19 protein-coding genes are annotated in these 19,664 nt (G+C 59.1%); 10 read left to right on the forward strand and 9 right to left on the reverse strand.

Going from position 1 to position 19,664, the window contains the following annotated elements:
- Positions 1-8: 8 nt before the first annotated feature.
- From Tel_07420 to Tel_07445, 6 genes are all read right to left on the reverse strand, one after another.
- The gene (locus Tel_07420; GenBank protein ALP52998.1) at positions 9-1,424 is read right to left on the reverse strand and encodes a 4Fe-4S ferredoxin; all 1,416 of its coding nucleotides are present in this window, start codon (positions 1,422-1,424) and stop codon (positions 9-11) included.
- 411 nt (positions 1,425-1,835) lie between these two features.
- Positions 1,836-2,690 carry a cytochrome C oxidase subunit III gene (locus Tel_07425; GenBank protein ALP52999.1) on the reverse strand — a complete coding sequence of 285 codons (855 nt, stop codon included), beginning with the start codon at positions 2,688-2,690 and terminating at the stop codon, positions 1,836-1,838.
- Between the two features lie 3 nt (positions 2,691-2,693).
- Positions 2,694-2,888: a hypothetical protein gene (locus tag Tel_07430; protein ALP53000.1), complete on the reverse strand. Its 195-nt coding sequence runs from the start codon at positions 2,886-2,888 to the stop codon at positions 2,694-2,696.
- Positions 2,885-3,529 carry a cytochrome oxidase subunit II gene (locus tag Tel_07435; protein ID ALP53001.1) on the reverse strand — a complete coding sequence of 215 codons (645 nt, stop codon included), beginning with the start codon at positions 3,527-3,529 and terminating at the stop codon, positions 2,885-2,887. The genes Tel_07430 and Tel_07435 overlap by 4 nt, the downstream gene beginning before the upstream one ends.
- A 14-nt stretch (positions 3,530-3,543) precedes the next feature.
- Positions 3,544-4,968 (reverse strand): cytochrome oxidase, encoded by a 1,425-nt coding sequence (locus Tel_07440; protein ALP53002.1) that lies wholly within the window; start codon positions 4,966-4,968, stop codon positions 3,544-3,546.
- Between the two features lie 264 nt (positions 4,969-5,232).
- Complete coding sequence (locus Tel_07445; GenBank protein ID ALP53003.1) at positions 5,233-5,544, reverse strand: hypothetical protein; 312 nt, start codon at positions 5,542-5,544, stop codon at positions 5,233-5,235.
- A 476-nt stretch (positions 5,545-6,020) separates the two neighbouring features.
- Between Tel_07445 and Tel_07450 the strand changes: the two genes are divergently transcribed.
- The 7 genes from Tel_07450 to Tel_07480 all read left to right on the forward strand — a co-directional run bounded on the left by Tel_07450 (position 6,021) and on the right by Tel_07480 (position 14,254).
- On the forward strand, positions 6,021-6,353 hold the full coding sequence (locus tag Tel_07450; protein ID ALP53004.1) for a hypothetical protein: 333 nt from the start codon (positions 6,021-6,023) through the stop codon (positions 6,351-6,353).
- A 135-nt stretch (positions 6,354-6,488) separates the two neighbouring features.
- A complete protein-coding gene (locus Tel_07455) occupies positions 6,489-7,526 on the forward strand; it encodes a hypothetical protein (protein ALP53005.1) in 1,038 nt (345 codons plus the stop codon).
- The gene (locus tag Tel_07460) at positions 7,526-9,274 is read left to right on the forward strand and encodes a single-stranded-DNA-specific exonuclease RecJ (GenBank protein ID ALP53006.1); all 1,749 of its coding nucleotides are present in this window, start codon (positions 7,526-7,528) and stop codon (positions 9,272-9,274) included. Before Tel_07455 ends, Tel_07460 begins: the two co-directional genes overlap by 1 nt.
- A 202-nt stretch (positions 9,275-9,476) precedes the next feature.
- Positions 9,477-10,685: a hypothetical protein gene (locus Tel_07465; protein ID ALP53007.1), complete on the forward strand. Its 1,209-nt coding sequence runs from the start codon at positions 9,477-9,479 to the stop codon at positions 10,683-10,685.
- Between the two features lie 26 nt (positions 10,686-10,711).
- On the forward strand, positions 10,712-11,080 hold the full coding sequence (locus Tel_07470; protein ID ALP53008.1) for a hypothetical protein: 369 nt from the start codon (positions 10,712-10,714) through the stop codon (positions 11,078-11,080).
- 711 nt (positions 11,081-11,791) lie between these two features.
- Positions 11,792-12,724: a peptide chain release factor 2 gene (locus tag Tel_07475; protein ID ALP53009.1), complete on the forward strand. Its 933-nt coding sequence runs from the start codon at positions 11,792-11,794 to the stop codon at positions 12,722-12,724.
- 27 nt (positions 12,725-12,751) lie between these two features.
- On the forward strand, positions 12,752-14,254 hold the full coding sequence (locus tag Tel_07480; GenBank protein ID ALP53010.1) for a lysine--tRNA ligase: 1,503 nt from the start codon (positions 12,752-12,754) through the stop codon (positions 14,252-14,254).
- Between the two features lie 38 nt (positions 14,255-14,292).
- On the opposite strand, the gene Tel_07485 is transcribed toward Tel_07480, so the two are convergent.
- The 3 genes from Tel_07485 to Tel_07495 form a co-directional block, all read right to left on the reverse strand.
- Positions 14,293-15,132 carry a hypothetical protein gene (locus Tel_07485; GenBank protein ALP53011.1) on the reverse strand — a complete coding sequence of 280 codons (840 nt, stop codon included), beginning with the start codon at positions 15,130-15,132 and terminating at the stop codon, positions 14,293-14,295.
- Between the two features lie 42 nt (positions 15,133-15,174).
- Complete coding sequence (locus tag Tel_07490; protein ID ALP53012.1) at positions 15,175-16,020, reverse strand: hypothetical protein; 846 nt, start codon at positions 16,018-16,020, stop codon at positions 15,175-15,177.
- Between the two features lie 68 nt (positions 16,021-16,088).
- A complete protein-coding gene (locus Tel_07495; GenBank protein ID ALP53013.1) occupies positions 16,089-17,042 on the reverse strand; it encodes a hypothetical protein in 954 nt (317 codons plus the stop codon).
- A 116-nt stretch (positions 17,043-17,158) separates the two neighbouring features.
- On the opposite strand from Tel_07495, the gene Tel_07500 reads away from it, so the two are divergent.
- Genes Tel_07500 through sdhA form a run of 3 tightly spaced genes read left to right on the forward strand, consistent with a single transcriptional unit; the run spans position 17,159 to position 19,655 of the window.
- The gene (locus Tel_07500; protein ALP53014.1) at positions 17,159-17,545 is read left to right on the forward strand and encodes a hypothetical protein; all 387 of its coding nucleotides are present in this window, start codon (positions 17,159-17,161) and stop codon (positions 17,543-17,545) included.
- The gene (locus Tel_07505) at positions 17,542-17,889 is read left to right on the forward strand and encodes a succinate dehydrogenase (protein ID ALP53015.1); all 348 of its coding nucleotides are present in this window, start codon (positions 17,542-17,544) and stop codon (positions 17,887-17,889) included. Before Tel_07500 ends, Tel_07505 begins: the two co-directional genes overlap by 4 nt.
- Entirely contained in the window at positions 17,886-19,655 is a 1,770-nt protein-coding gene (gene sdhA / locus Tel_07510; protein ID ALP53016.1) for a succinate dehydrogenase, read from the forward strand. Before Tel_07505 ends, sdhA begins: the two co-directional genes overlap by 4 nt.
- Positions 19,656-19,664: the final 9 nt, after the last annotated feature.

The raw sequence follows: 19,664 nt of genomic DNA on the forward strand, positions 1-19,664 counted from the left end.
CGACCGGGTCAACGCGGCGGGCGAATGATCACACTTTCTCGTGTGAACACCCGGTCTGGATGGTTTATATCCTTTAATACAAAGGTGATGGGTGTATGCTCATGCGGCAGTTGCGCCGGCCTGGCACGGACATCGACATTGAAGGGCACCAGTTTATCCGCCTTCAGGGTCATGAGCTCATCGATACCGGAGACCTCGAGCCCTTCGACCCCTGCGGTGCTTATGCGCACCTGCATGGCCTGTTCGGTCTTGTTGAGTATCTTGAAGGTATAACGGTTTTGCACCGAACCATCGGACATGACCGTGTAGAGCGGTTGACGCTGATGCAGGATGTGCCAATCGATGGGCGCAATATTGGTCAAGCCATAGAGGATGCCGCCAAAGGCGAACAGCATAATGGCGGCATAGACCAGCACGCGCGGCCGCTTCAAGGGCGATTTGACCACCTCGCCGGCCATCTCGCGCAGCGAGGCATAACGGATCAGGCCCTTGTTGCGGCCCACCTTGTCCATGATGCTGTCGCAGGCATCGATACACAGGCCACAGGTGATGCAGCCCTCCTGCTGACCGTTGCGGATATCCACCCCGGTGGGGCAGACGGCGACACACATGCGGCAATCGATACAATCCCCCAACTCTTTGTTGTCGGCCTTGAGCTTGCCGCGCGGTTCGCCGCGCTCGACATCGTAGGTGGGCAGGAGGGTGTCCTTGTCGTACATCACGCCTTGGATGCGGGCATAGGGGCAGAGCCAAAAGCACACTTGTTCGCGCAGATAGCCGGCCAGAAAATAGGTGCCCAGGGTGAACATCAACAATACGATGTAGGCGATGATATGGGCGTTCAGGGTGAAGACATCGCGCCATAACTGGAATGCATCGGTGAAGTAGGCCGCGAAGGTCATGCCGGTGAGGACGGCGATCGCCAGCCAGAGACTGTGTTTGAGCAACTTCTTGCGCGCCTTGACAAGGCTCAGCGGCGCCTTTTCAAGCTTGCGCCGCTGTGCCGGGGGTCCTTCGATCTTTTCTTCAATCAGGGTAAAGACATCGGTCCAGATGGTCTGGAAGCAGAAATAGCCGCAGAATACCCGTCCCGCGATGGCTGTGACGCCAAACAGGATCATGGCCATCAGGATCAGCACCAGGGAGAGCATCCAGACGTCCTGAGGATGCACGGTGATGGCGAACAGGTGGAACTGACGATCGGGGATGTCGAACAGGATGGCCTGTTGACCGCCCCAACGCAGATAGGGGCCGATGAAGAAGATCAACCAAAGACTGGCGCTGAACCATTTGAGTTTGCGGAACCGACCGGGCATACGTTTGGCGTGTATGGTTTCGTCGCCGAGATTGACATGCCAATGTACGGTCTCGTCATAGATCTCTTGCACATTGTCTGCACTGATTTGAGGTTTTTGCGCGTCCATAGCCATTGCTGCGTCGTGGTTGAGGTTGGAAGACAAAAAACAAAGCCTGGTGGGTTACTTCCTTGGACACCCGAGGTCGGGGCTTTGCTGCACCGAGCGGGCGGGAAGTTCACGGCTTTAAAAATATATTAGTCATTGATAATATTCTATACGATGTGCGCGTCATGGGGCAGGTAAAATTTCGGGGGCGCAAGGCCCCCGTGTCGGCGAAAATGCCCCCTAATCTTTGTCGTCCGGTTTTTGATTCATCAAATTGCGCAGCCGAATGGCAAGAAAGACAAAGACGATGACGGCGCCAAGTACTGATAGGATGGAACCGATCACTACGCTATCCATAATGGCCTCCTAAATTGTTTGTCTGGGTGGCGAAAGAGAAAGCCCGCAAGGGCGGGCTCCCAAGTTTGATGACCGTTACTGTTGACCGCCACCGAAGGACCAGACGCGCACCGTAAGCAGTTTAATATCGTTGTCTGACAAGCGTTCATCGAAGGCGGGCATGACGGCACTGCGGCTGCCTTCCACATCTTCCTGATTGACACCCTTGCTGATGGTGCGAATCACCTCGTCACGGGAATCGCCGAAACGCCAGACACTGTCGGTCAGATTGGCCGAACCGAAATCGGGCACGCCTTTGGCATCTTCGCCGTGGCACAGACCGCAACCGCTTTCTTCATACAAAGACCAGCCGGCTTGGGTGGCCTGTCCCTGGGGCAGGGCGATGACAAAGTCGGCCAACTGCTCGATCTCGGCCTGACCGAGGTCCGCCTGGAAGGCCGGCATCATACCTTCGCGGCCGTTGGTGATGGTCTCTTTGATGGCGTCCACCGAACCGCCGTAGAGCCAGTTGTCGTCGCGCAGATTGGGGAAACGCCCTTCCACACCCTGACCGCCGGCACCGTGACAGGCGGAGCAATAGTCACCGAACAAGGCATTGGTATAGGAGTTGGCGAAGTTGAGCATCTCCTGGTCGGCCAGGATCTGCTCGGCGCTCATAGTTTCCAGCTGATCCATATAGGGCTCGCGGATCTCCTGGTACTTGGCCACCGCCTGTTTGTATTCCTTGATGGAGCTCCAGTTCAACAGCCCCTCATTCGGCCCATTGATCAACGGTATAGAGGGGTAAAGGATGAAATAGACGACACACCAGAGCAGACTCAGGTAAAAACAGATGGTCCACCACTTGGGCGGCGCGTTGGTCAGTTCACGAATGCCGTCCCACTCGTGCCCCGTGTCAGGCGCTTGGCCTGGATTATTATGATTGCTCATGGCTTACTTCTCCCAATGCTCAGAATCTTCTCTCAGGACAAAGTCACGATGCTGCTCCAGCTTAGTCTTGCTGCTCGGTTTGAATACCAGGTAGTAAAGTCCGATCATGCAGAAAAAGATCGCAACCGTGACGAACAGCCCCCACCAGTCGGTAGCGGTCATCGCCGCCCAGTCTGTGTGCAAGTAATCGCTAATCATTGTCGGTAATCCTTGCCTTCCTGAAAGTCCACCATCGTGCCCAAGACCTGGAGATAGGCGACCATGGCGTCCATCTCGGTCTTGCCCTTGACCGCCTGCTCTGCACCGGCAAAGTCCGCGTCTGTATAGGGCACCCCTACCGCCGCCATGGCGCGCAGCTTGGTTTCGGTCATGGAGGCGTCGATCTTGTTCTCGGCCAACCACGGATAACGCGGCATGACGGACTCGGGCACCAGCGAACGCGGATCCATCAGGTGCTGACGCTGCCACTCGTCGGAGTACTTACCGCCGACGCGGGCCAGGTCGGGACCGGTGCGCTTGGAACCCCACTGGAAGGGATGGTCATACTTCGATTCCACCGCCAGGGAGTAGTGGCCGTAACGCTCCTTTTCGTCGCGGAAGGGGCGAATCATCTGTGAGTGGCACAGGTAACAGCCTTCACGGATGTAGATATCGCGGCCTTCCAGCTCCAGGGCCGTGTAGGGACGGATGTTGTCCTCCTCTTCCGTCAAATCTTCCATGGTGTTTGGCAGATAATAGAGCGGGACGATCTCCACTACCCCGGCGACCAGTAGCGTGATGGCCAGTACGCCGGACAACAGCCAAACATTCTTTTCATTTTTCTCTTGAAATGATGACATCGTTTTCTCCTCCCTCAAGCTTTGGAGGTGGCCGTGGCGCCGGCACCTGCAGGTTGACGTAGTGTCATGACGATGTTGTAGAGCATCACGCAGGCACCGAGGAAGAAGATCAATCCGCCCACGGCACGCAGTACATAGTAGGGATGCATGGCGGCGACCGATTCCACGAAGGTATACATCAGGTTGCCGTAATCGTCGGTGGCGCGCCACATCAGGCCCTGCATGATGCCCGAGACCCACATGGCGCAGATGTAGATCACGGCACCGATGGTGGACATCCAGAAGTGCAGGCTGACCAGGGAAGTGGAATACAATTCACGGCCCCACAGACGCGTAACCATATGATAGATGGCGCCGATGGAGACCATGGCGACCCAACCCAGGGCACCGGAGTGTACGTGGCCAATGGTCCAGTCCGTGTAGTGAGACAGGGCGTTGACCGTCTTCAAGGACATGACCGGCCCCTCGAAGGTGGACATGGCGTAGAAGGCCAAAGACACGATCAGGAAACGCAGGACATAGTCTTCACGCAGTTTGTGCCAGGCCCCGGACAGGGTCATCATGCCGTTGATGGCGCCCCCCCATGAAGGAATGATCATGGCGATGGAGACCGCGGCACCCAGCGAGCCGGTCCAGTCGGGCAGGGCGGTGTAATGCAGATGGTGTGCACCCAGCCAGGCATAACCGAACATCAGCGCCCAGAAGTGCAGTACCGACAGCCGATAGGAGAAGATGGGCAGTTCGGCCTGTTTGGGCACGAAGTAATACATGATGCCGAGAAAGCCGGCGGTCAGAAAGTAACCGACGGCATTGTGCCCCCACCACCACTGCACCATGGCATCCTGCACGCCCGAATACATGGAGTAGGACTTCATCAAGCTCACCGGAATGGCCATGGAGTTGCCAACATGCAGATAGGTGATCATGATCATCATGCCGAGAAAAAACCAGTTAGCCACATAAATATGTGAATTCTTGCGTGTGGCCAGGGTCATGATGAAGTTGAACATGAAGGCCACCCACACCACGGCGATCAGGATATCGATGGGCCACTCCAGCTCGGCGTACTCCTTGCCCTGGGTCAGCCCCAGGGGCAACGTGATCACTGCCAGGACGATAATCAGATTCCAGCCCCAGAAGGTGAACCAGGCCATCTTGTCGCTCCATACCCGCACACCGCAGGTGCGTTGCACCACGTAATAGGCCGTGGCCATGAGGACGCTGCCGCCGAAGGCGAAGATGACGGCATTGGTGTGCAGCGGTCTGAGTCGACCGAAGGTGAGATAGGGATTGTCGAAATTGAGGTCGGGGAATGCCAGTTGGGATGCGATAAATGTTCCCACCAGTGTGCCGACGACCAGATAGATGACCGACATGATGGTGAACCATTTCACCACCTCGAAATTATATGTCGGCTGGTCGAGTGTAGTAGTGGACATAGTACCTCCATACGTAACTATTGTTATCTGTTACACCGCCCGTCGTCGGGTTATAACTGGATCACAGCCGCGTTTGTGATAGTTGTCGCTGTGTCTCGACGATCAGGGGTATGTCCGAAACCGTTGCGCGCGCCCTTTGCCTTGAATTTGTTCTGTATTTCATTTTTTCTATCGCCTGCGCATGCCGGCCATGCTTGGCCGGCATGCGGGTCACAGACGGGGTGTTCATTGCGACCCTTAATCCAAAGTGTCAGGCAGCAATCCTTATTTGGATTGCGCAACCATGTAGTCAACGGCGGCCTTGACCTCTTCATCGGTCAAAGACTTCTTGCCGCCTTTGGGCTTCATCTTGCCGATGCCGTTAATGGCGTTGTGATACAGAGTCTCTTCGCCCTTGGCGATACGGTCAGCCCAAGCAGCGCTATCACCGGTTTTTGGCGCACCCATCATGCCGGACCCGTGACACATCTTGCAGGTTTTGTTGTACACAGCTTCACCATCGGCGGCATTGGCCGGGAGTGCGATCAACAGCGCGGCGGCGGGGGCGGCAAGTTTCATGAGTCGCTTGAAGTTCATATCGATATCTCCTCTTGTTGTTCCAAGGTTGCTGGTAAAAGTGAGACAGGGGTGAGGTGTTCTTGCCTGATTGGCGGCCACGCGCCTGACTCAGCTTCATTAAAGTCGAACATTCTTAACTGTCAATGTCCTTACAAACGGTTGGATTATAAGACCACTCAAACGTTACGTGTATAGAGCATACACGTTTGTTAAAAAAAATCATACATGTTTTATGTGGGCAAATAGCAATTTGTTTTGTATGGACTCTTCGGGGCGCGGCGGCACAGGGTGAGCTGCGCCGACGCGCTGCGGCCGAGTGTGGGGAGGCAAGAAAAAAACCAGCTTAAAATCAATCGGCCAGACATTGGTTTCGGCGGCTGAGGAGCCCGAAAAACGCTGGCCTGAATGTTGCACCATCTTCGGCTGAGGGACGAAAATCGACCCATGGCGTGGTTTTCGTCAAAAAAACGTCAGTCAAATATGGAGGACACAGCGTGACTACACCCATTTCCAACAATAATCCAGGTGGTGTTGCCAATAAACAGGCGGGGCGCCCGGAAGAGCGCGAATCCCGGGGCCAGGCTCCGGCGGCGCAAACTCAGCAGGTGCACGGCCGCCAGGACGATGCGCTTACCGTCAGTCGCGCCGCGGAGATGCTGAGCCAGGGGTCGGCTCCGCGCGCTCAGGGCGTGATCCAGTCAGCCGAGCAGGCGGCGCACGTGGCGCAGCAGCTCAAGGCCCATATCCAGGCCGATCCCGGTGCGGCGCTTGCCGGTCAGGCGCAGGGATTGTCCAGCGAAATGTTGGAGCTATTGAAGGCGGGCTAAGCCCGTCGGGCGCCGCGAGTGGCGCCTGACACCCGGTAGGCATAGGGACGTGCCTGATCCCCCCATCGCAGCGGCTGGCCATGCCGGAGCCGAAGCTCTATTATATGGAGCGAATTTCATCTCCCCCGGCAGGTCATGCAGCAACGACACATCACACTCTTCATCCCCGGCCTGTTGGGCGCCGACGTGCTGCGCGAGCGGCGCTATTTTGAGGGCCTGGCGGTTGCGCAGCTGGAATTGATGTTGTCGCGCGCGCGGCGAAAGCGCCATCAGTCGCAAGGCTCGGACGCCGCTCTGTTTAACTTGTTCGGCTATCCCGCCACTCAGAGGCATCCGCCGGTGGCCGCTGTGACTCATGTCGTCGATCAGGGTTGTGCGCCGCCGCGTGACTGCCTGCGCGCCGATCCGGTGCACCTGCAGCCAGATCGGGACCGCATCGTCATGCTCGGTAATCGGCCGCTGGCGGTGACCCCGGCCGAGGCGCAGCAGCTGGCGGCGGAATTCAACCGCCTGTTCGCCGAAGACGGTCTGACACTGGAAACCCCGGTGGCCGAGCGCTGGTATCTCACCTGCGATCATGCCCCGGACATTCGCACCCGGCCGCTGCAGGACGTCATCGGCCAGGATATCCATCAACACCTGCCGGCCGGCGGTGCCGCCATGCACTGGCACAAGATTCTCAACGAGGTACAGATGTTGTTTTACGCCAGTCCGGTGAACCAGGCCCGGCGCCAGCGCGGCCTGCCCGAGATCAACAGCATCTGGCTGTGGGGCGAGGGTGAGCTGCCCCGGCTAGCCACGCAGACCTGGCAGCAGGTGTGGAGCAACGACACCCTCAGCGCGGCCTTGGCGCAGGTGAGCCAAACCGAGCGTAACACCCTGCCCGCCAGCGGCGAAGAGTGGCTGGAACAGGCCACGGCAATGGGCCGCCACCTGGTGGTGATCGAGGCGCTGGCCGAGGCGCTGCAGCAACAGGATTTGCAGCGTTGGCGCGACATGATCGAAGCGGTAAACGATGAGTGGTTGCGCGCCTTGATGGCGGCGCTAAGCAGCAAGCGCCTGGCCAGCATCCGCCTGCTCAGCGACAACGCCGAATTTGAACTGGACGCCAAGCGCCTCAAACACTGGTGGCGTCGTCGCCGTTCCCTGACCAAGCTGCAATTGGGCGCCTGATGACAGTCGAGATCCTGCGCCGCGCCGTGCCCGACAACTGGCATACGCTGTTTCCCGATCTGCATCCGGTCCTGGCGCGCGTCTACGCCGGCCGCCAAGTGGCATCCGAGCGGGAACTGGAAACCGGTCTGGACAGGTTACCACCGCCGCAGCTCATGAAGGGGATGGCACAGGCGGTGGCAGTATTGGCGCGTGCGGTGGAGGACGGGCGCCGCATTCTCGTGGTGGGCGATTTCGACGCCGACGGTGCCACCAGCACGGCGCTGGCCTTGCGCGCCCTGCGCCTGCTGGGGGCGGCCGATGTCCAGTTTCTGGTGCCCAACCGTTTCGAATACGGTTATGGCCTGACGCCGGAGATCGTCGCCGTTGCCGCTGCGCGCGCGCCCGACGTCATCGTCACCGTGGACAACGGCATCGCCAGCCTGGACGGTGTGCGCGCGGCGCGGGCGCACGGCATGCAGGTGGTGGTGACCGACCACCACCTGCCGGGCGCGACCCTGCCCGAGGCCGAGGCCATCGTCAATCCCAATCAACCCGGTTGCCAGTTCCCGAGTAAGTCTCTGGCTGGGGTTGGGGTGATCTTCTACGTCATGCTGGCCTTGCGCGCTGCCCTGCGCGACAACGGTTGGTTCCAACGCCGCAGTTTGGAGTCGCCCAATCTGGCGCAATTGCTGGACATCGTCGCCCTCGGCACCGTCGCCGATGTGGTGCCCCTGGATCACATCAACCGCATCCTGGTGGCTCAGGGATTGGCGCGCATCCGCAGCGGCCGCTGTTGTCCCGGTATTCAGGCCTTGCTTGAAGTCGCCGGGCGACGCGGCGACACCGTGGTCGCCGCCGACATGGGTTTTGCCGTCGGCCCGCGTCTCAATGCCGCCGGGCGCTTGCAGGATATGAGTCTTGGCATTCAGTGTCTGCTGACGGACGATCCACAGCAGGCGCGTGCACTGGCCGCTGAGTTGGACGGCCTCAATCGCCGGCGCCGCGCCATCGAAGATGAGATGCGTGACCAGGCCCTGCACCATCTACAAGCACTGCAGCTGGAAGAGACCGCCGCGCTGCCGGCGGGACTGTGCCTGTTCCACGAAGAATGGCACCAGGGCGTGATCGGCATCCTGGCTGCGCGCATCAAAGAGCGCTACCATCGCCCGGTGATCGCCTTCGCCGCCGCCGATGATGATCATATTAAGGGCTCGGCGCGCTCGGTGGCCGGTTTTCATATCCGCGACGGCCTGGAGGCGGTGGCCACTCGCTGCCCGGGTCTGGTACAAAAATTCGGCGGTCACGCCATGGCGGCGGGCCTGACCGTGAAGCGCACCGACTTCGAAGACTTTGTCTGCGCCTTCGATGCGGAGGTGCGCCGCCACTTGGCCGAGGACGATCTGCGCGGCCGGGTCTGGAGCGATGGCGCCTTGAATGGCGCGGATTTGAACCTGGGCCTGGCCGAATCCCTGCGCCAAGCCGGCCCCTGGGGGCAGGGCTTTCCCGAGCCGGTGTTCGATGGCGAATTCCGACTGCTCAAGCGCCGCATTGTCGGCGAGCGGCATTTGAAACTGACCCTGCAAACCGATGGCGCCGGTCAGGTGCTTGACGCCATCGCCTTCAATGTCGTGGACGACGCATGGCCTGCGGATGTTGCCATGGTGAAAATGGCCTATAAGTTGGATGTCAATCATTACCGCGACAGCCGCACTCTGCAGCTCATGGTGGAGCATATCGAGCCGCTCGCCGCGACAACGCCATCCTAGCCGCGCCGAGCAGGCCGCCTGAATAAGCGCGCGCTTATTTCCGCTGCAATACTAAAGTATCTGCAGCGAGCCTCGATATATCCAATGTGGGGCTGGACGCTAGAGGTGGGTCGTGCGGTGGATATTTGTCTCCGTCGCTTGAAGATTCAGAGCGTTGTACAGCAGTGGTAATCGAGTTGACACTAAGGCCAAGGAACAGACTTTGTTTGCCAAACTGCGCAACATTTTCGGGTTTAAGCGACATATTCTGCCGCCATTCGTGTTGTTGAGTGCCGGGATAGGTTTGGTATGGCTGTTGCCGCATCCGGTTCTGCTTTCTGTCTTCATTGCGGTCATGTCCTTTCTGTGGATGTGGCAGGGCAAGCGCGCCGCATGGCTGCCCGCATCCTCTAAGGTGTCCGCAGGCCAAGCCAACGCCGCCGTCGATCAGGAGATCAATCGCACCCTCGATGGCGTGCGTGCGGATATGCATGAGCAATTCGAACGCGCCAAAAACGAACTGGGCCAGGTGCGCGGTTTGCAGGGCACTGCCATCGAAGGTCTGGTGAACAGTTTTACCGGTTTGGAGCAGCAGTCTCAGCAACAGCTGGGGCTGGTGGTTGATTTGATCCAACGCATTTCAAGCCAGTTTTCCGATGAATCGGGGCAGCACCAAATGGCGCAAGAGGCGGCAGAGATTGTGACGATATTCGTCGACAATATCAGGGCCATGGGTAAGGGCAGTATGGACCTGGTCAATGCCATGAATGACATCAGCGAACAATTGACCGCGGCCGACAAGCTGTTATCCGAGATCGACGGCATCAGTGGCCAGACCAACCTGCTGGCATTGAATGCCGCCATCGAGGCCGCCCGTGCCGGTGAAGCGGGCCGCGGCTTTGCCGTGGTGGCTGATGAAGTCCGTCACCTGTCACAGCGTAGCAGCCAATTCAGCGAACAGATCCGTGAAAACTATAATGTCACCCGCCAGACCATGCGGCGCGCCGGCGAGATCGTCGGTGACATGGCCTCGCGCGATATCGATATGGCGCTGACCTACCAGGACCGGATCTCGGAAATGATGAATGAGGTCGCCGATACCAACAAAATGCTGTCGCAAGAATTGAACAATGTCTCCGGACTGGCGGAAAACATCAGTGAAAATGTCGGTGTGGCGGTGCGCTCGCTGCAGTTTGAGGACATGACGCGTCAGTTGATCGAGGGCTTGGAGGTGCGCGGCGACACGCTGCACTTGTTGACCGAAAAGCTGATCGACTTGAGCCGGGTGGAGGCGGGCCACACGCTGGAGCACACCAATTTGTTGCAGAGAATTCAGCAGCTCAAGGCGGATGTCGAGCGGGAATTGGAAATCCTGGCGCATCGCTCCATTCAGCAACAGGATATGGGTTCCGGCGAAGCCGAGTTGTTCTAAGACAGACCAAGGAAGGCACAGAGGCAATGGCAAACATACTGATAGTTGATGACGAGGCGCCCATCCGTACCCTGTTGGGTAAAATCGTCAACAAGGACGGGCATGAAGTCATGGAGGCGGAGGACGGCGTGCATGCCTGTGAGACCTATCGAGATGCCGAGATCGACCTGATTATCACCGACCTGGTGATGCCGCGCAAAAACGGTATCGAAATGATCATGGAACTGAAAAAGGACCGTCCCGGGATCAAGGTGATCGCCATTTCGGGCGGCTCGGGATTTTCGGGGCAGATCGACCTGTTGTCAGTGGCCCGCTTGCTGGGCGCCAAACACATCATCAAGAAACCGTTTACCGTGGATGAAATCCGCGCCGCGGTGAACGATATACTGGCTTAGGGCAGCCTGAATTTCCTCCCCTGCTCGTGGAGTCACGCATCAGGCGGGGTTGATAGTCGCCGCTCCGCCAGGGGACGGATCCCCATGCTGCTTCATTGAGTGCCCCGCTTCCTCCCCTCGGGGAAAGATAAGTTGTCATTCTTGCGTTGGTTGCTGGTGAGAGGGTGCGTGGGTGTAGCGAGTAGCCGCCCCGCCGGGGGTCAGATCCCCATGCTTCGCCCCATGCTGCTTCATTGAGTGCCCCGCTTCCTCCCCTCGGGCAAAGATAAGTTGTAATTCTTGCGTTGGTTGCTGGTGAGAGGGTGCGTGGGTGTAGCGAGTAGCCGCCCCGCCGGGGGTCAGATCCCCATGCTCCGCATGGGGCCCCGCTTCCTCCCCTCGGCAAAGATAAGTTGTCATTCTTGCGTTGGTTGCTGGTGAGAGGGTGCGTGGGTGTAGCGAGTAGCCGCCCCGCCGGGGGTCAGATCCCCATGCTCCGCATGGGGCCCCGCTTCCTCCCCTCGGGGCGGCTGTAGTAGAATCGCCGTTTTTCGGACGAATTCACTATGTTGGAAATCAATCCTATCGTACGTCAGGTCAAGGATATGCAAGAGCGCAGCGCTGCGCTGAGGGGGTATCTTTGACTTTGAAAGCAAGCAGGAGCGCCTGATCGAGGTCGAGCGCGAGCTAGAAGCCCCGGATGTCTGGAGCGACCAGGAGCGGGCTCAGTCGCTGGGTAAGGAGCGCGCCCAGCTGGAGCAGGTGGTCAAGACCATCACCGATCTCGACAGCAGTCTGGGGGATGCCGAGGCGCTGCTGGAAATCGCCGCTGAAGAAAATGACACCGATACGGTGGCTTCAGTCGAGGGCGATCTGGCCGAACTGGAAAAACGGCTCGAAACCTTGGAATTCCGACGCATGTTCTCCGGCGAAATGGATGCCAAGCATGCCTTCGTCGACATCCAGGCCGGTTCCGGCGGCACCGAGGCCCAGGACTGGGCCAATATGCTACTGCGCATGTATCTGCGCTGGGGCGAGCGCAGCGGCTTTAAGACCGAGTTGATCGAGGTCTCGGAAGGGGAGGTGGCGGGCATCAAGAGTGCCACCCTCCACGTCGAGGGTGAGTACGCCTTCGGTTGGCTGCGCACCGAGACCGGCGTGCACCGGCTGGTGCGCAAGTCGCCCTTCGATTCCGGCAACCGCCGTCACACCTCCTTCGCCTCAGTGTTCGTGTCGCCCGAGATCGACGAAGATATCGATATCGACATCAATCCGGCCGACCTGCGCATCGATGTTTATCGCGCCTCGGGTGCCGGCGGACAGCACGTCAACCGCACCGAGTCGGCGGTGCGTATCACCCATAACCCAACCGGCATCGTGGTACAGTGCCAGAACGACCGCTCCCAGCACAAAAACAAGGCCACCGCCATGAAACAGCTCAAGGCCAAGCTCTATGAGCTGGAGATGATGAAACGCGCCGGCGACCAACAGGCGGTGGAGGACAGCAAGGCCGACATCGGCTGGGGCAGCCAGATCCGTTCTTACGTATTGGACCAATCGCGCATCAAGGACCTGCGTACCGGGGTGGAGACCGGCAACACCCAGGCGGTGCTGGACGGTGACTTGGATCAGTTTATCGAGGCCAGCCTGAAAAGCGGCCTCTAGTAGTTATTCACAAAAAGAGTTGTAGCCATGACAGAAGAACAACAGACTCAAGACGAACACCGCCTCATCGCCGAACGGCGCGCCAAGCTCAAAGAGATACGCGAAAAGCGCATTGCCTTTCCCAGCGACTTCCGCCGCAATGTCATGGCCGGCGAGCTGCACGCCGAGTACGGCGAGAAGGACAATGAGGCCTTGGAGGCCAATGCGCTGCGCGTCAGCATCGCCGGGCGTCTGATGGCCAAGCGCGTCATGGGCAAGGCCAGCTTCGCCCAGCTATTGGACGAGTCGGGCCGCATGCAGATCTTCGTGCAGCGCGATGCGGTGGGGCAAGAGATCTATCAAGAGTTCAAGGGCTGGGACGTGGGCGACATCATTGGCGCTGAGGGTACCCTTTTCCGCACCAAGACCGGCGAGCTTTCGGTCAAGGCCGATTCCATTCGTCTGCTGACCAAGTCGCTGCGGCCGCTGCCGGACAAGTTTCACGGCCTGGAAGACCAGGAGACCCGTTATCGTCAGCGCTATCTGGATCTGATTATGAATCAGGCCGCGCGCGAGACCTTTCGGGTGCGCACCCGCATTATTCAGCATATCCGTCATTACCTCGACAGCAAGGGCTTTTTGGAGGTCGAGACGCCGATGATGCATGCCATCCCCGGCGGCGCCACGGCGCGGCCCTTTATCACCCATCACAACGCCCTGGATTTGCAGATGTTCCTGCGCGTGGCCCCCGAGCTGTATCTGAAACGGCTCATCGTCGGCGGTTTCGAGCGGGTGTATGAGATCAACCGCAACTTCCGCAACGAGGGTGTCTCCACGCGCCACAATCCCGAGTTCACCATGCTCGAGTTCTACGAAGCCTATGCCGATTACCACGACCTGATGGACCACACCGAGGAGATGCTGCGCGGTATGGCGCTGGAGATTCTGGGCGACACCAAGCTTTCCTATCAAGGTGAGGTCTACGATTTCGGCAAACCCTTTGCCCGTCTTACCGTGAAGCAATCCATTCTGTTCTACAACCCGGATATCAGCGAGGATGAGCTGGATGATCTGGACAGGGCCCGCGCCGTGGCCGAGCGCCTGGGCATTCCCCTCAAGGACAGCTACGGCCTGGGCAAGGTGCAGATCGAGATCTTCGAAAAGACGGTGGAGCATCGCCTCAAGGAACCGACCTTTATCACCGCCTATCCCACCGAGGTGTCACCCCTGGCGCGGCGCAATGACGCCGATCCCTACGTTACCGACCGCTTCGAATTTTTCGTCGGCGGCCGCGAGCTCGCCAACGGCTTTACCGAGCTCAACGATGCCGAAGACCAGGCCGAGCGCTTCCGCAAACAGGTGGAGGAGAAGGAGGCCGGCGATGACGAGGCCATGCATTTCGATGCCGATTATGTGCGCGCCTTGGAGCACGGCATGCCGCCAACGGCGGGTGAGGGCATTGGTATCGACCGTCTGGTGATGTTGTTCACCGACGCAGCGTCGATTCGTGATGTGCTGTTGTTTCCTTACATGCGGCCTGAAATGATATAAGCAGAGGCCGCTTAAAATGTGCGCATAGCGGCTTGCGCTTAGGCGCTGAACATTTTCTGAATCAGCGCCACCTCTTCCTGCGCCTCTTCCATGATGGCAATGCTCTGCTCCGGTGTGAGCCCGAGCTTTTTGAAGGCCGGGATTTGCATCCACTCGGTTTTGGTGTGAGGGTGGGCGGTGCCGACGTAACTGAGAATATTGGCGACAGTGACGATATCCACGTAGTCCACTTCTTCGCCGGAGTCGTAACGCAGGTCTTCGTGGTTAGAGACCACGTCAATCAGCTCTTGCGGAAAGTCCCATTCGTCCAGGATGGTGGTGCCGATCAGGTTGTGGATCTTGTCGACAATGCGTTGCAGCAGTGCCTCGTCTTGCAGCTCCGGGATGTTGACCGCTTCGGTGTAAACCGGGATGGCGCCGATGTCGTGGATCAGACCGGCCAGCATGGCCTGGTCGGGTTTGAGCCTGGTGAACTTGCGCGCCAGCACGTGACTGATGGCGGCTACCCGGGTGCTGTGCAGCCAGAGTTCCTTTAGGTGCTTTTCCACACTCGGATTGGCGCCTTTTTGATAAAGCTGTTCCATGACCATGCCGGTGATGATGTTGCGCACCACGGTCTGCCCCAGCCGGGTGATGGCGTTCTGTAGGTTTTCGATGGGCATGGCGCCGCGATACAGCGGGCTGTTGGCGATATGCAGCAGCCGGGCGGTGAGCACCGGGTCCGAGCCGATGGTGACGGCGATCTTGGCGGCGGAGGAACTCGGATCCTGGACGACGTCACGCACCTTCAGCGCCACTTCCGGCAGGGTGGGCAGGTTGATGCGATTATGGTTGATGTCATCAAGAAATTTCGCTAGCAGTTTGCTTTCCAGACTCACGCGTAAACCTCGATAATCGATTTGAAACTCATTGCGCTCCGCTCATCCCGAAATCACTTTTTGTATTTCGGCGATGTCGGCTTGGGCCTCCGCCATGGCCCGTACGCTCTGTTCGGGTGTCAACTCCAGTTTTTCGAAGGCCGGAATGCCGTTCCAGTCGATGCTGTTGGCCTTGTGTTTGGGCTGGCCCATATAGCTGTGCAGATTGGCGACCAGCACCACGTCGGTATAATCCGGTTCCGGGCCGGGGTTGCGATGATAGTCTTCGTGCTCGGCGGCCACCTGAACCAGTTGTGGCGGAAAATGCCATTCCTCCAGAATCAATTGGCCGATCTCCTGATGCATCCTGTCGATGACGCGATAGAGAATGGATTTGTTTTCCATGACTTCGGGGAATTTCGTCGCCCGCTTCAGGATGGGCAGGATGCCGATGTCGTGGATCAGTCCGGCCAGCATGGCCTCGTCGGGGTTGAGGCGGGTAAAGCGTCGCGCCAACACATGACTGATGGCCGCCACTCGGGCACCGTGGACCCAGAGGTTGAGCATGTCCTGTTTGATCGGGCCCATCTTCTCGGCCTGGTAGAGCTGGCGCATCACCAGGCTGGCCACCACGTTACGCACACAGACGCCGCCCAGCCGCACCACCGCCGTGCGCACGTTGTCGACGGAATTCAGACCGCGGAAGAAGACACTGTTGGCAACCTGCAGCAGCCGCGCCGAGAGGGCGGCGTCCGTGCCCACCAGCTTGGCGATCTTGTCGGCCGAGACCATCGGGTCGTCGACCAGTTTACGCACCTTGATGGCGACTTCCGGTAGCGTGGGCAACTCAAGCTGACCCGTGCTGACATCCTCCATCAAGGCGGCGATGAATTTGTCTTCGGCATTCACGCGTGACGTTCCCTGTTGTTATAAAGAGACTGCACTAAGTATCGGCGCGCCTCTCGGGAACTCAAGTGTTAGAAGGAGTAGGGTAACTCCTTGAGCTGGAGGGCAGATGCGTCGCTCTGCGAAAGATAGAGCGGGCCGTTTTCCGCCGCCTCGATTTCGGCCACCATGAGCAAATCCGAGCCGCCGCCGGGATGGGGTTGGGCGATGAGCACGTTGCCGGCCTTGCGGGCCTCGCCGTCATGACGGTAGACCACATCACCGGGAGCGGGTGCTTCGCTGTCGCTGTGGGCCAGATACATGCGCCGTTTGAGCTTGCCCAAGTACTCCATGCGCGCGACGATCTCCTGGCCGGGAAAACAGCCCTTTTTGAAGCTCAGGCCGCCGACGGTCTTGAGATTGGTCATTTGCGGTACAAAGGCCTCGACATTGGCCTGGCGCAGGACGGGGATCCCGGCCTGGATATCGAGCATTTCCCAGGCCCGGGGCGAGACCTCGGCCATGAAGGTGGAGAGGCGGTTATAGGCCTGTTTCATGTCCTCCGGCGGTCCGAACAACTGATAACGGGGAAAGGGGCCGGGGATGCGGATAATGGTGATGTTGCCGTGGCTGGACACGCCGTTGATCTGTTCCGGCAACTCGCCGACGACCGCCATCAGTTTTTGGTCGATATTCGGGCCGGAAACGCCTACCTGAGTGATGCTGTCGCTGACGTCCTCCAGTTTTACCTTGGACATGAGCACGAACATAGCGAGCCGTTTGTGAGTAGCCTCGATGAGTTCCCTGGGCATGGCTAGGTAGTAGGCGCCATCGGCTTTAAAGACACGGAATAAGGCCAGCATGCGTCCCTTGGGATTGCAATAGGCGCTGAGTTGGCTTTGCTCCTCGGTCACGCCCTGCTTCAGGTCATTGGTGAACTGGTTGTGCAGAAACTCGGCGGCGTCATCGCCTTCGGCCTTAACAAGACCATAGTCCGACAGCTCGGTGACGGCATCGCGATTCAATACGGCTTCGAATTCATTCATAGTGGTTTCTTCTTTGTAAGATTAAGATTGAGTCTAAATGGAGGGGATGATAACGCAGTATTGGCGAAGAAGTAATACTAGACTAATATCATCACTCCGATACACTAAGGGCTTGTATGAAGAATAATAAACCCGACACCCGACCGGTTTATCTCGATCTGCGGCATATCCGCCAGCCTGTCACGGCGATCGCCTCCATCGGCCACCGTATTTCCGGTGTGTTGCTGTTTCTGTCCATCCCCTTTTTTATCTGGTTGTTGGAACGCTCTCTGCACAGCCCGCAGGGCTATCAGCAGGTGATGGCGCTCTTCGATAACGGCTTGGTCAAACTGTTGACCGTGCTGGTCGCCTGGTCCGCGGCGCATCATTTTTTCGCCGGTGTGCGCTTTCTATTGCTGGACGTGGAAATCGGTGTGGCGTTGCCGGCGGCGCGGCGTAGCGCCATGACGGTGAATATTTTAGGCGTCGTGGCGGTCGTGATCGCGGTGGTGATGGTGCTATGAGCTGGCAGATGACGGGCTTGAAGGCTTGGTTGTTGCAGCGCGTCAGCGCGGTCTATATGGCCGTATTTCTAGCCTATTTTCTCGTGTCACTGGTGGTGGCCCCGCCGCGTGACTATGGCGAGTGGCAGGCCTGGATGCATGCGGGCCCCATGGCGCTGGCCAGCGCCGTGTTTTTTATTGCATTGCTGGCCCATGCCTGGGTCGGTATCCGTGATGTCATGCTGGATTACATTAAGCCTTTCGCCCTGCGCGTGACGCTGCTGATCGTGTTGGCGCTCGGCCTGCTGGTTATGGCATTGTGGGCCATCAGGATTTTACTAACCGCAGGAGGCGCAGCCGCGTGAGCAGTTCCATACCCGTCCGCAGATTCGATACGCTTGTGATCGGCGCCGGCGGCGGCGGCCTGAGGGCGGCGCTGCAATTGGCCCAGGCCGAGGCCCATGTGGCGGTGGTCTCCAAGGTCTTTCCCACCCGTTCCCATACCGTGGCCGCGCAGGGCGGCATGAACGCCGCTCTGGCCAATGTCTTGCCGGACAACTGGCATTGGCACATGTTCGATACCATCAAGGGCAGTGATTACTTGGCCGACCAAGACGCGGTGGAATACATGTGCCGCGCGGCGCCGCGCCTGGTAGTGGAGTTGGAGCACGCCGGGGTGCCGTTCTCGCGCCTGGATGACGGCAAGATCTATCAGCGACCCTTCGGTGGGCAGAGCCAGAACTTCGGCGGCGAGCAGGCCGCCCGCACCTGCGCCGCGGCCGACCGCACCGGCCACGCCATTCTTCACTCTTTATATCAACAGAATATTCGCGCCAAGACCCATTTCTTCGATGAATACCTGGCCCTGGATTTGGTCCGCGACGATGACGGCTATATCCTCGGTGCGGTGGTGATGGAGATCGAGACCGGCGAACCCATGATCATCGAGGCCAAGGCCACCCTGCTGGCCACCGGCGGCGCGGGGCAGATCTTCCGCACCAACACCAACGCCCACATCAATACCGGCGACGGCATGGGCATGGCCTTGCGCGCCGGCATCCCGCTGCAGGACATGGAGTTCTTCCAGTTTCACCCCACCGGCGTGGCCGGCAAGGGCATGCTGATCACCGAGGGCGCGCGCGGCGAGGGGGGGTATCTCTTGAACAAGGACGGCGAACGCTTTATGGAGCGCTATGCCCCTAACGCCAAAGACCTGGCCAGTCGCGACGTGGTCAGTCGCGCCATCTACACCGAGGTCAAGGAGGGGCGCGGCTGCGGCCCGAAGGGCGATCACGTCATGCTCAAGCTCGATCATTTGGGTGTGGACGTGGTGCAAAAGCGCCTGCCCGGTATCCGCGCCACGGTGCAGACCTTTCTCCACCTCGATCCGGCTCACGAGCCCATCCCGGTCTATCCGACCGCGCACTACACCATGGGCGGCATCCCCACCAATCGTCATGGCCAGGTGGTGGCGCCACTGGGCAATACGGCGGAGGAAACGGTCCCCGGCCTGTATGCCGCCGGTGAATGTGCCTGCGTTTCGGTGCACGGCGCCAACCGTCTGGGCGGCAACTCCCTGTTGGACATCGTGGTCTTCGGCCGCGCCGCCGGCAATCATATCATCGACCACCTACAGGAAAACCGTTATCACCGCCCGCTGAGCGGCGACAGCGTTGATCAGGCCATGGCGCGGCTGGCGCGCTGGGATCAAACCGGCGAAGGCGAGTCGGTGAAGCAACTCAAGGACGAGCTGAAGAAGACCATGGAAGAGTATTGCGGCGTGTTCCGCAGCGACGAGATCCTGAACCAGGGCGTGGACAAGGTGGTCCAATTGGAGGCGCGTCTCAAGGATGCGCGCCTGCAGGACCATAGCAAGGTCTTCAACACCGCCCGTGTCGAGGCCTTGGAGCTGGAGAACCTCATGGACATCGCCTTGGCGACCGTGGTGTCGGCCTGCGCGCGCAAGGAGAGTCGCGGCGCCCATTCGCGCATCGACTATCCCGAGCGCGACGACGAGCATTGGCTCAAGCATTCCTTGTTTTTTAAGGAGGGTCGCAAAATCGATTACAAACCGGTGCGCATGAAACCCTTGTCGGTGGATTCTTTTCCGCCCAAAGCGCGTGTCTATTAGAGGTGCCGT

Origin of the sequence: Candidatus Tenderia electrophaga, from assembly GCA_001447805.1 — a bacterium.
Lineage (GTDB): Bacteria > Pseudomonadota > Gammaproteobacteria > Tenderiales > Tenderiaceae > Tenderia > Tenderia electrophaga.

Coding starts and splice junctions, on each gene's coding strand:
- Tel_07420 (ALP52998.1), bottom strand. CDS start 1,424: ATGGACGCGCAAAAACCTCAAATCAGTGCAGACAATGTGCAAGAGATC.
- Tel_07425 (ALP52999.1), bottom strand. CDS start 2,690: ATGAGCAATCATAATAATCCAGGCCAAGCGCCTGACACGGGGCACGAG.
- Tel_07430 (ALP53000.1), bottom strand. CDS start 2,888: ATGATTAGCGATTACTTGCACACAGACTGGGCGGCGATGACCGCTACC.
- Tel_07435 (ALP53001.1), bottom strand. CDS start 3,529: ATGTCATCATTTCAAGAGAAAAATGAAAAGAATGTTTGGCTGTTGTCC.
- Tel_07440 (ALP53002.1), bottom strand. CDS start 4,968: ATGTCCACTACTACACTCGACCAGCCGACATATAATTTCGAGGTGGTG.
- Tel_07445 (ALP53003.1), bottom strand. CDS start 5,544: ATGAACTTCAAGCGACTCATGAAACTTGCCGCCCCCGCCGCCGCGCTG.
- Tel_07455 (ALP53005.1), top strand. CDS start 6,489: ATGCAGCAACGACACATCACACTCTTCATCCCCGGCCTGTTGGGCGCC.
- Tel_07460 (ALP53006.1), top strand. CDS start 7,526: ATGACAGTCGAGATCCTGCGCCGCGCCGTGCCCGACAACTGGCATACG.
- Tel_07470 (ALP53008.1), top strand. CDS start 10,712: ATGGCAAACATACTGATAGTTGATGACGAGGCGCCCATCCGTACCCTG.
- Tel_07480 (ALP53010.1), top strand. CDS start 12,752: ATGACAGAAGAACAACAGACTCAAGACGAACACCGCCTCATCGCCGAA.
- Tel_07495 (ALP53013.1), bottom strand. CDS start 17,042: ATGAATGAATTCGAAGCCGTATTGAATCGCGATGCCGTCACCGAGCTG.
- Tel_07500 (ALP53014.1), top strand. CDS start 17,159: ATGAAGAATAATAAACCCGACACCCGACCGGTTTATCTCGATCTGCGG.
- Tel_07505 (ALP53015.1), top strand. CDS start 17,542: ATGAGCTGGCAGATGACGGGCTTGAAGGCTTGGTTGTTGCAGCGCGTC.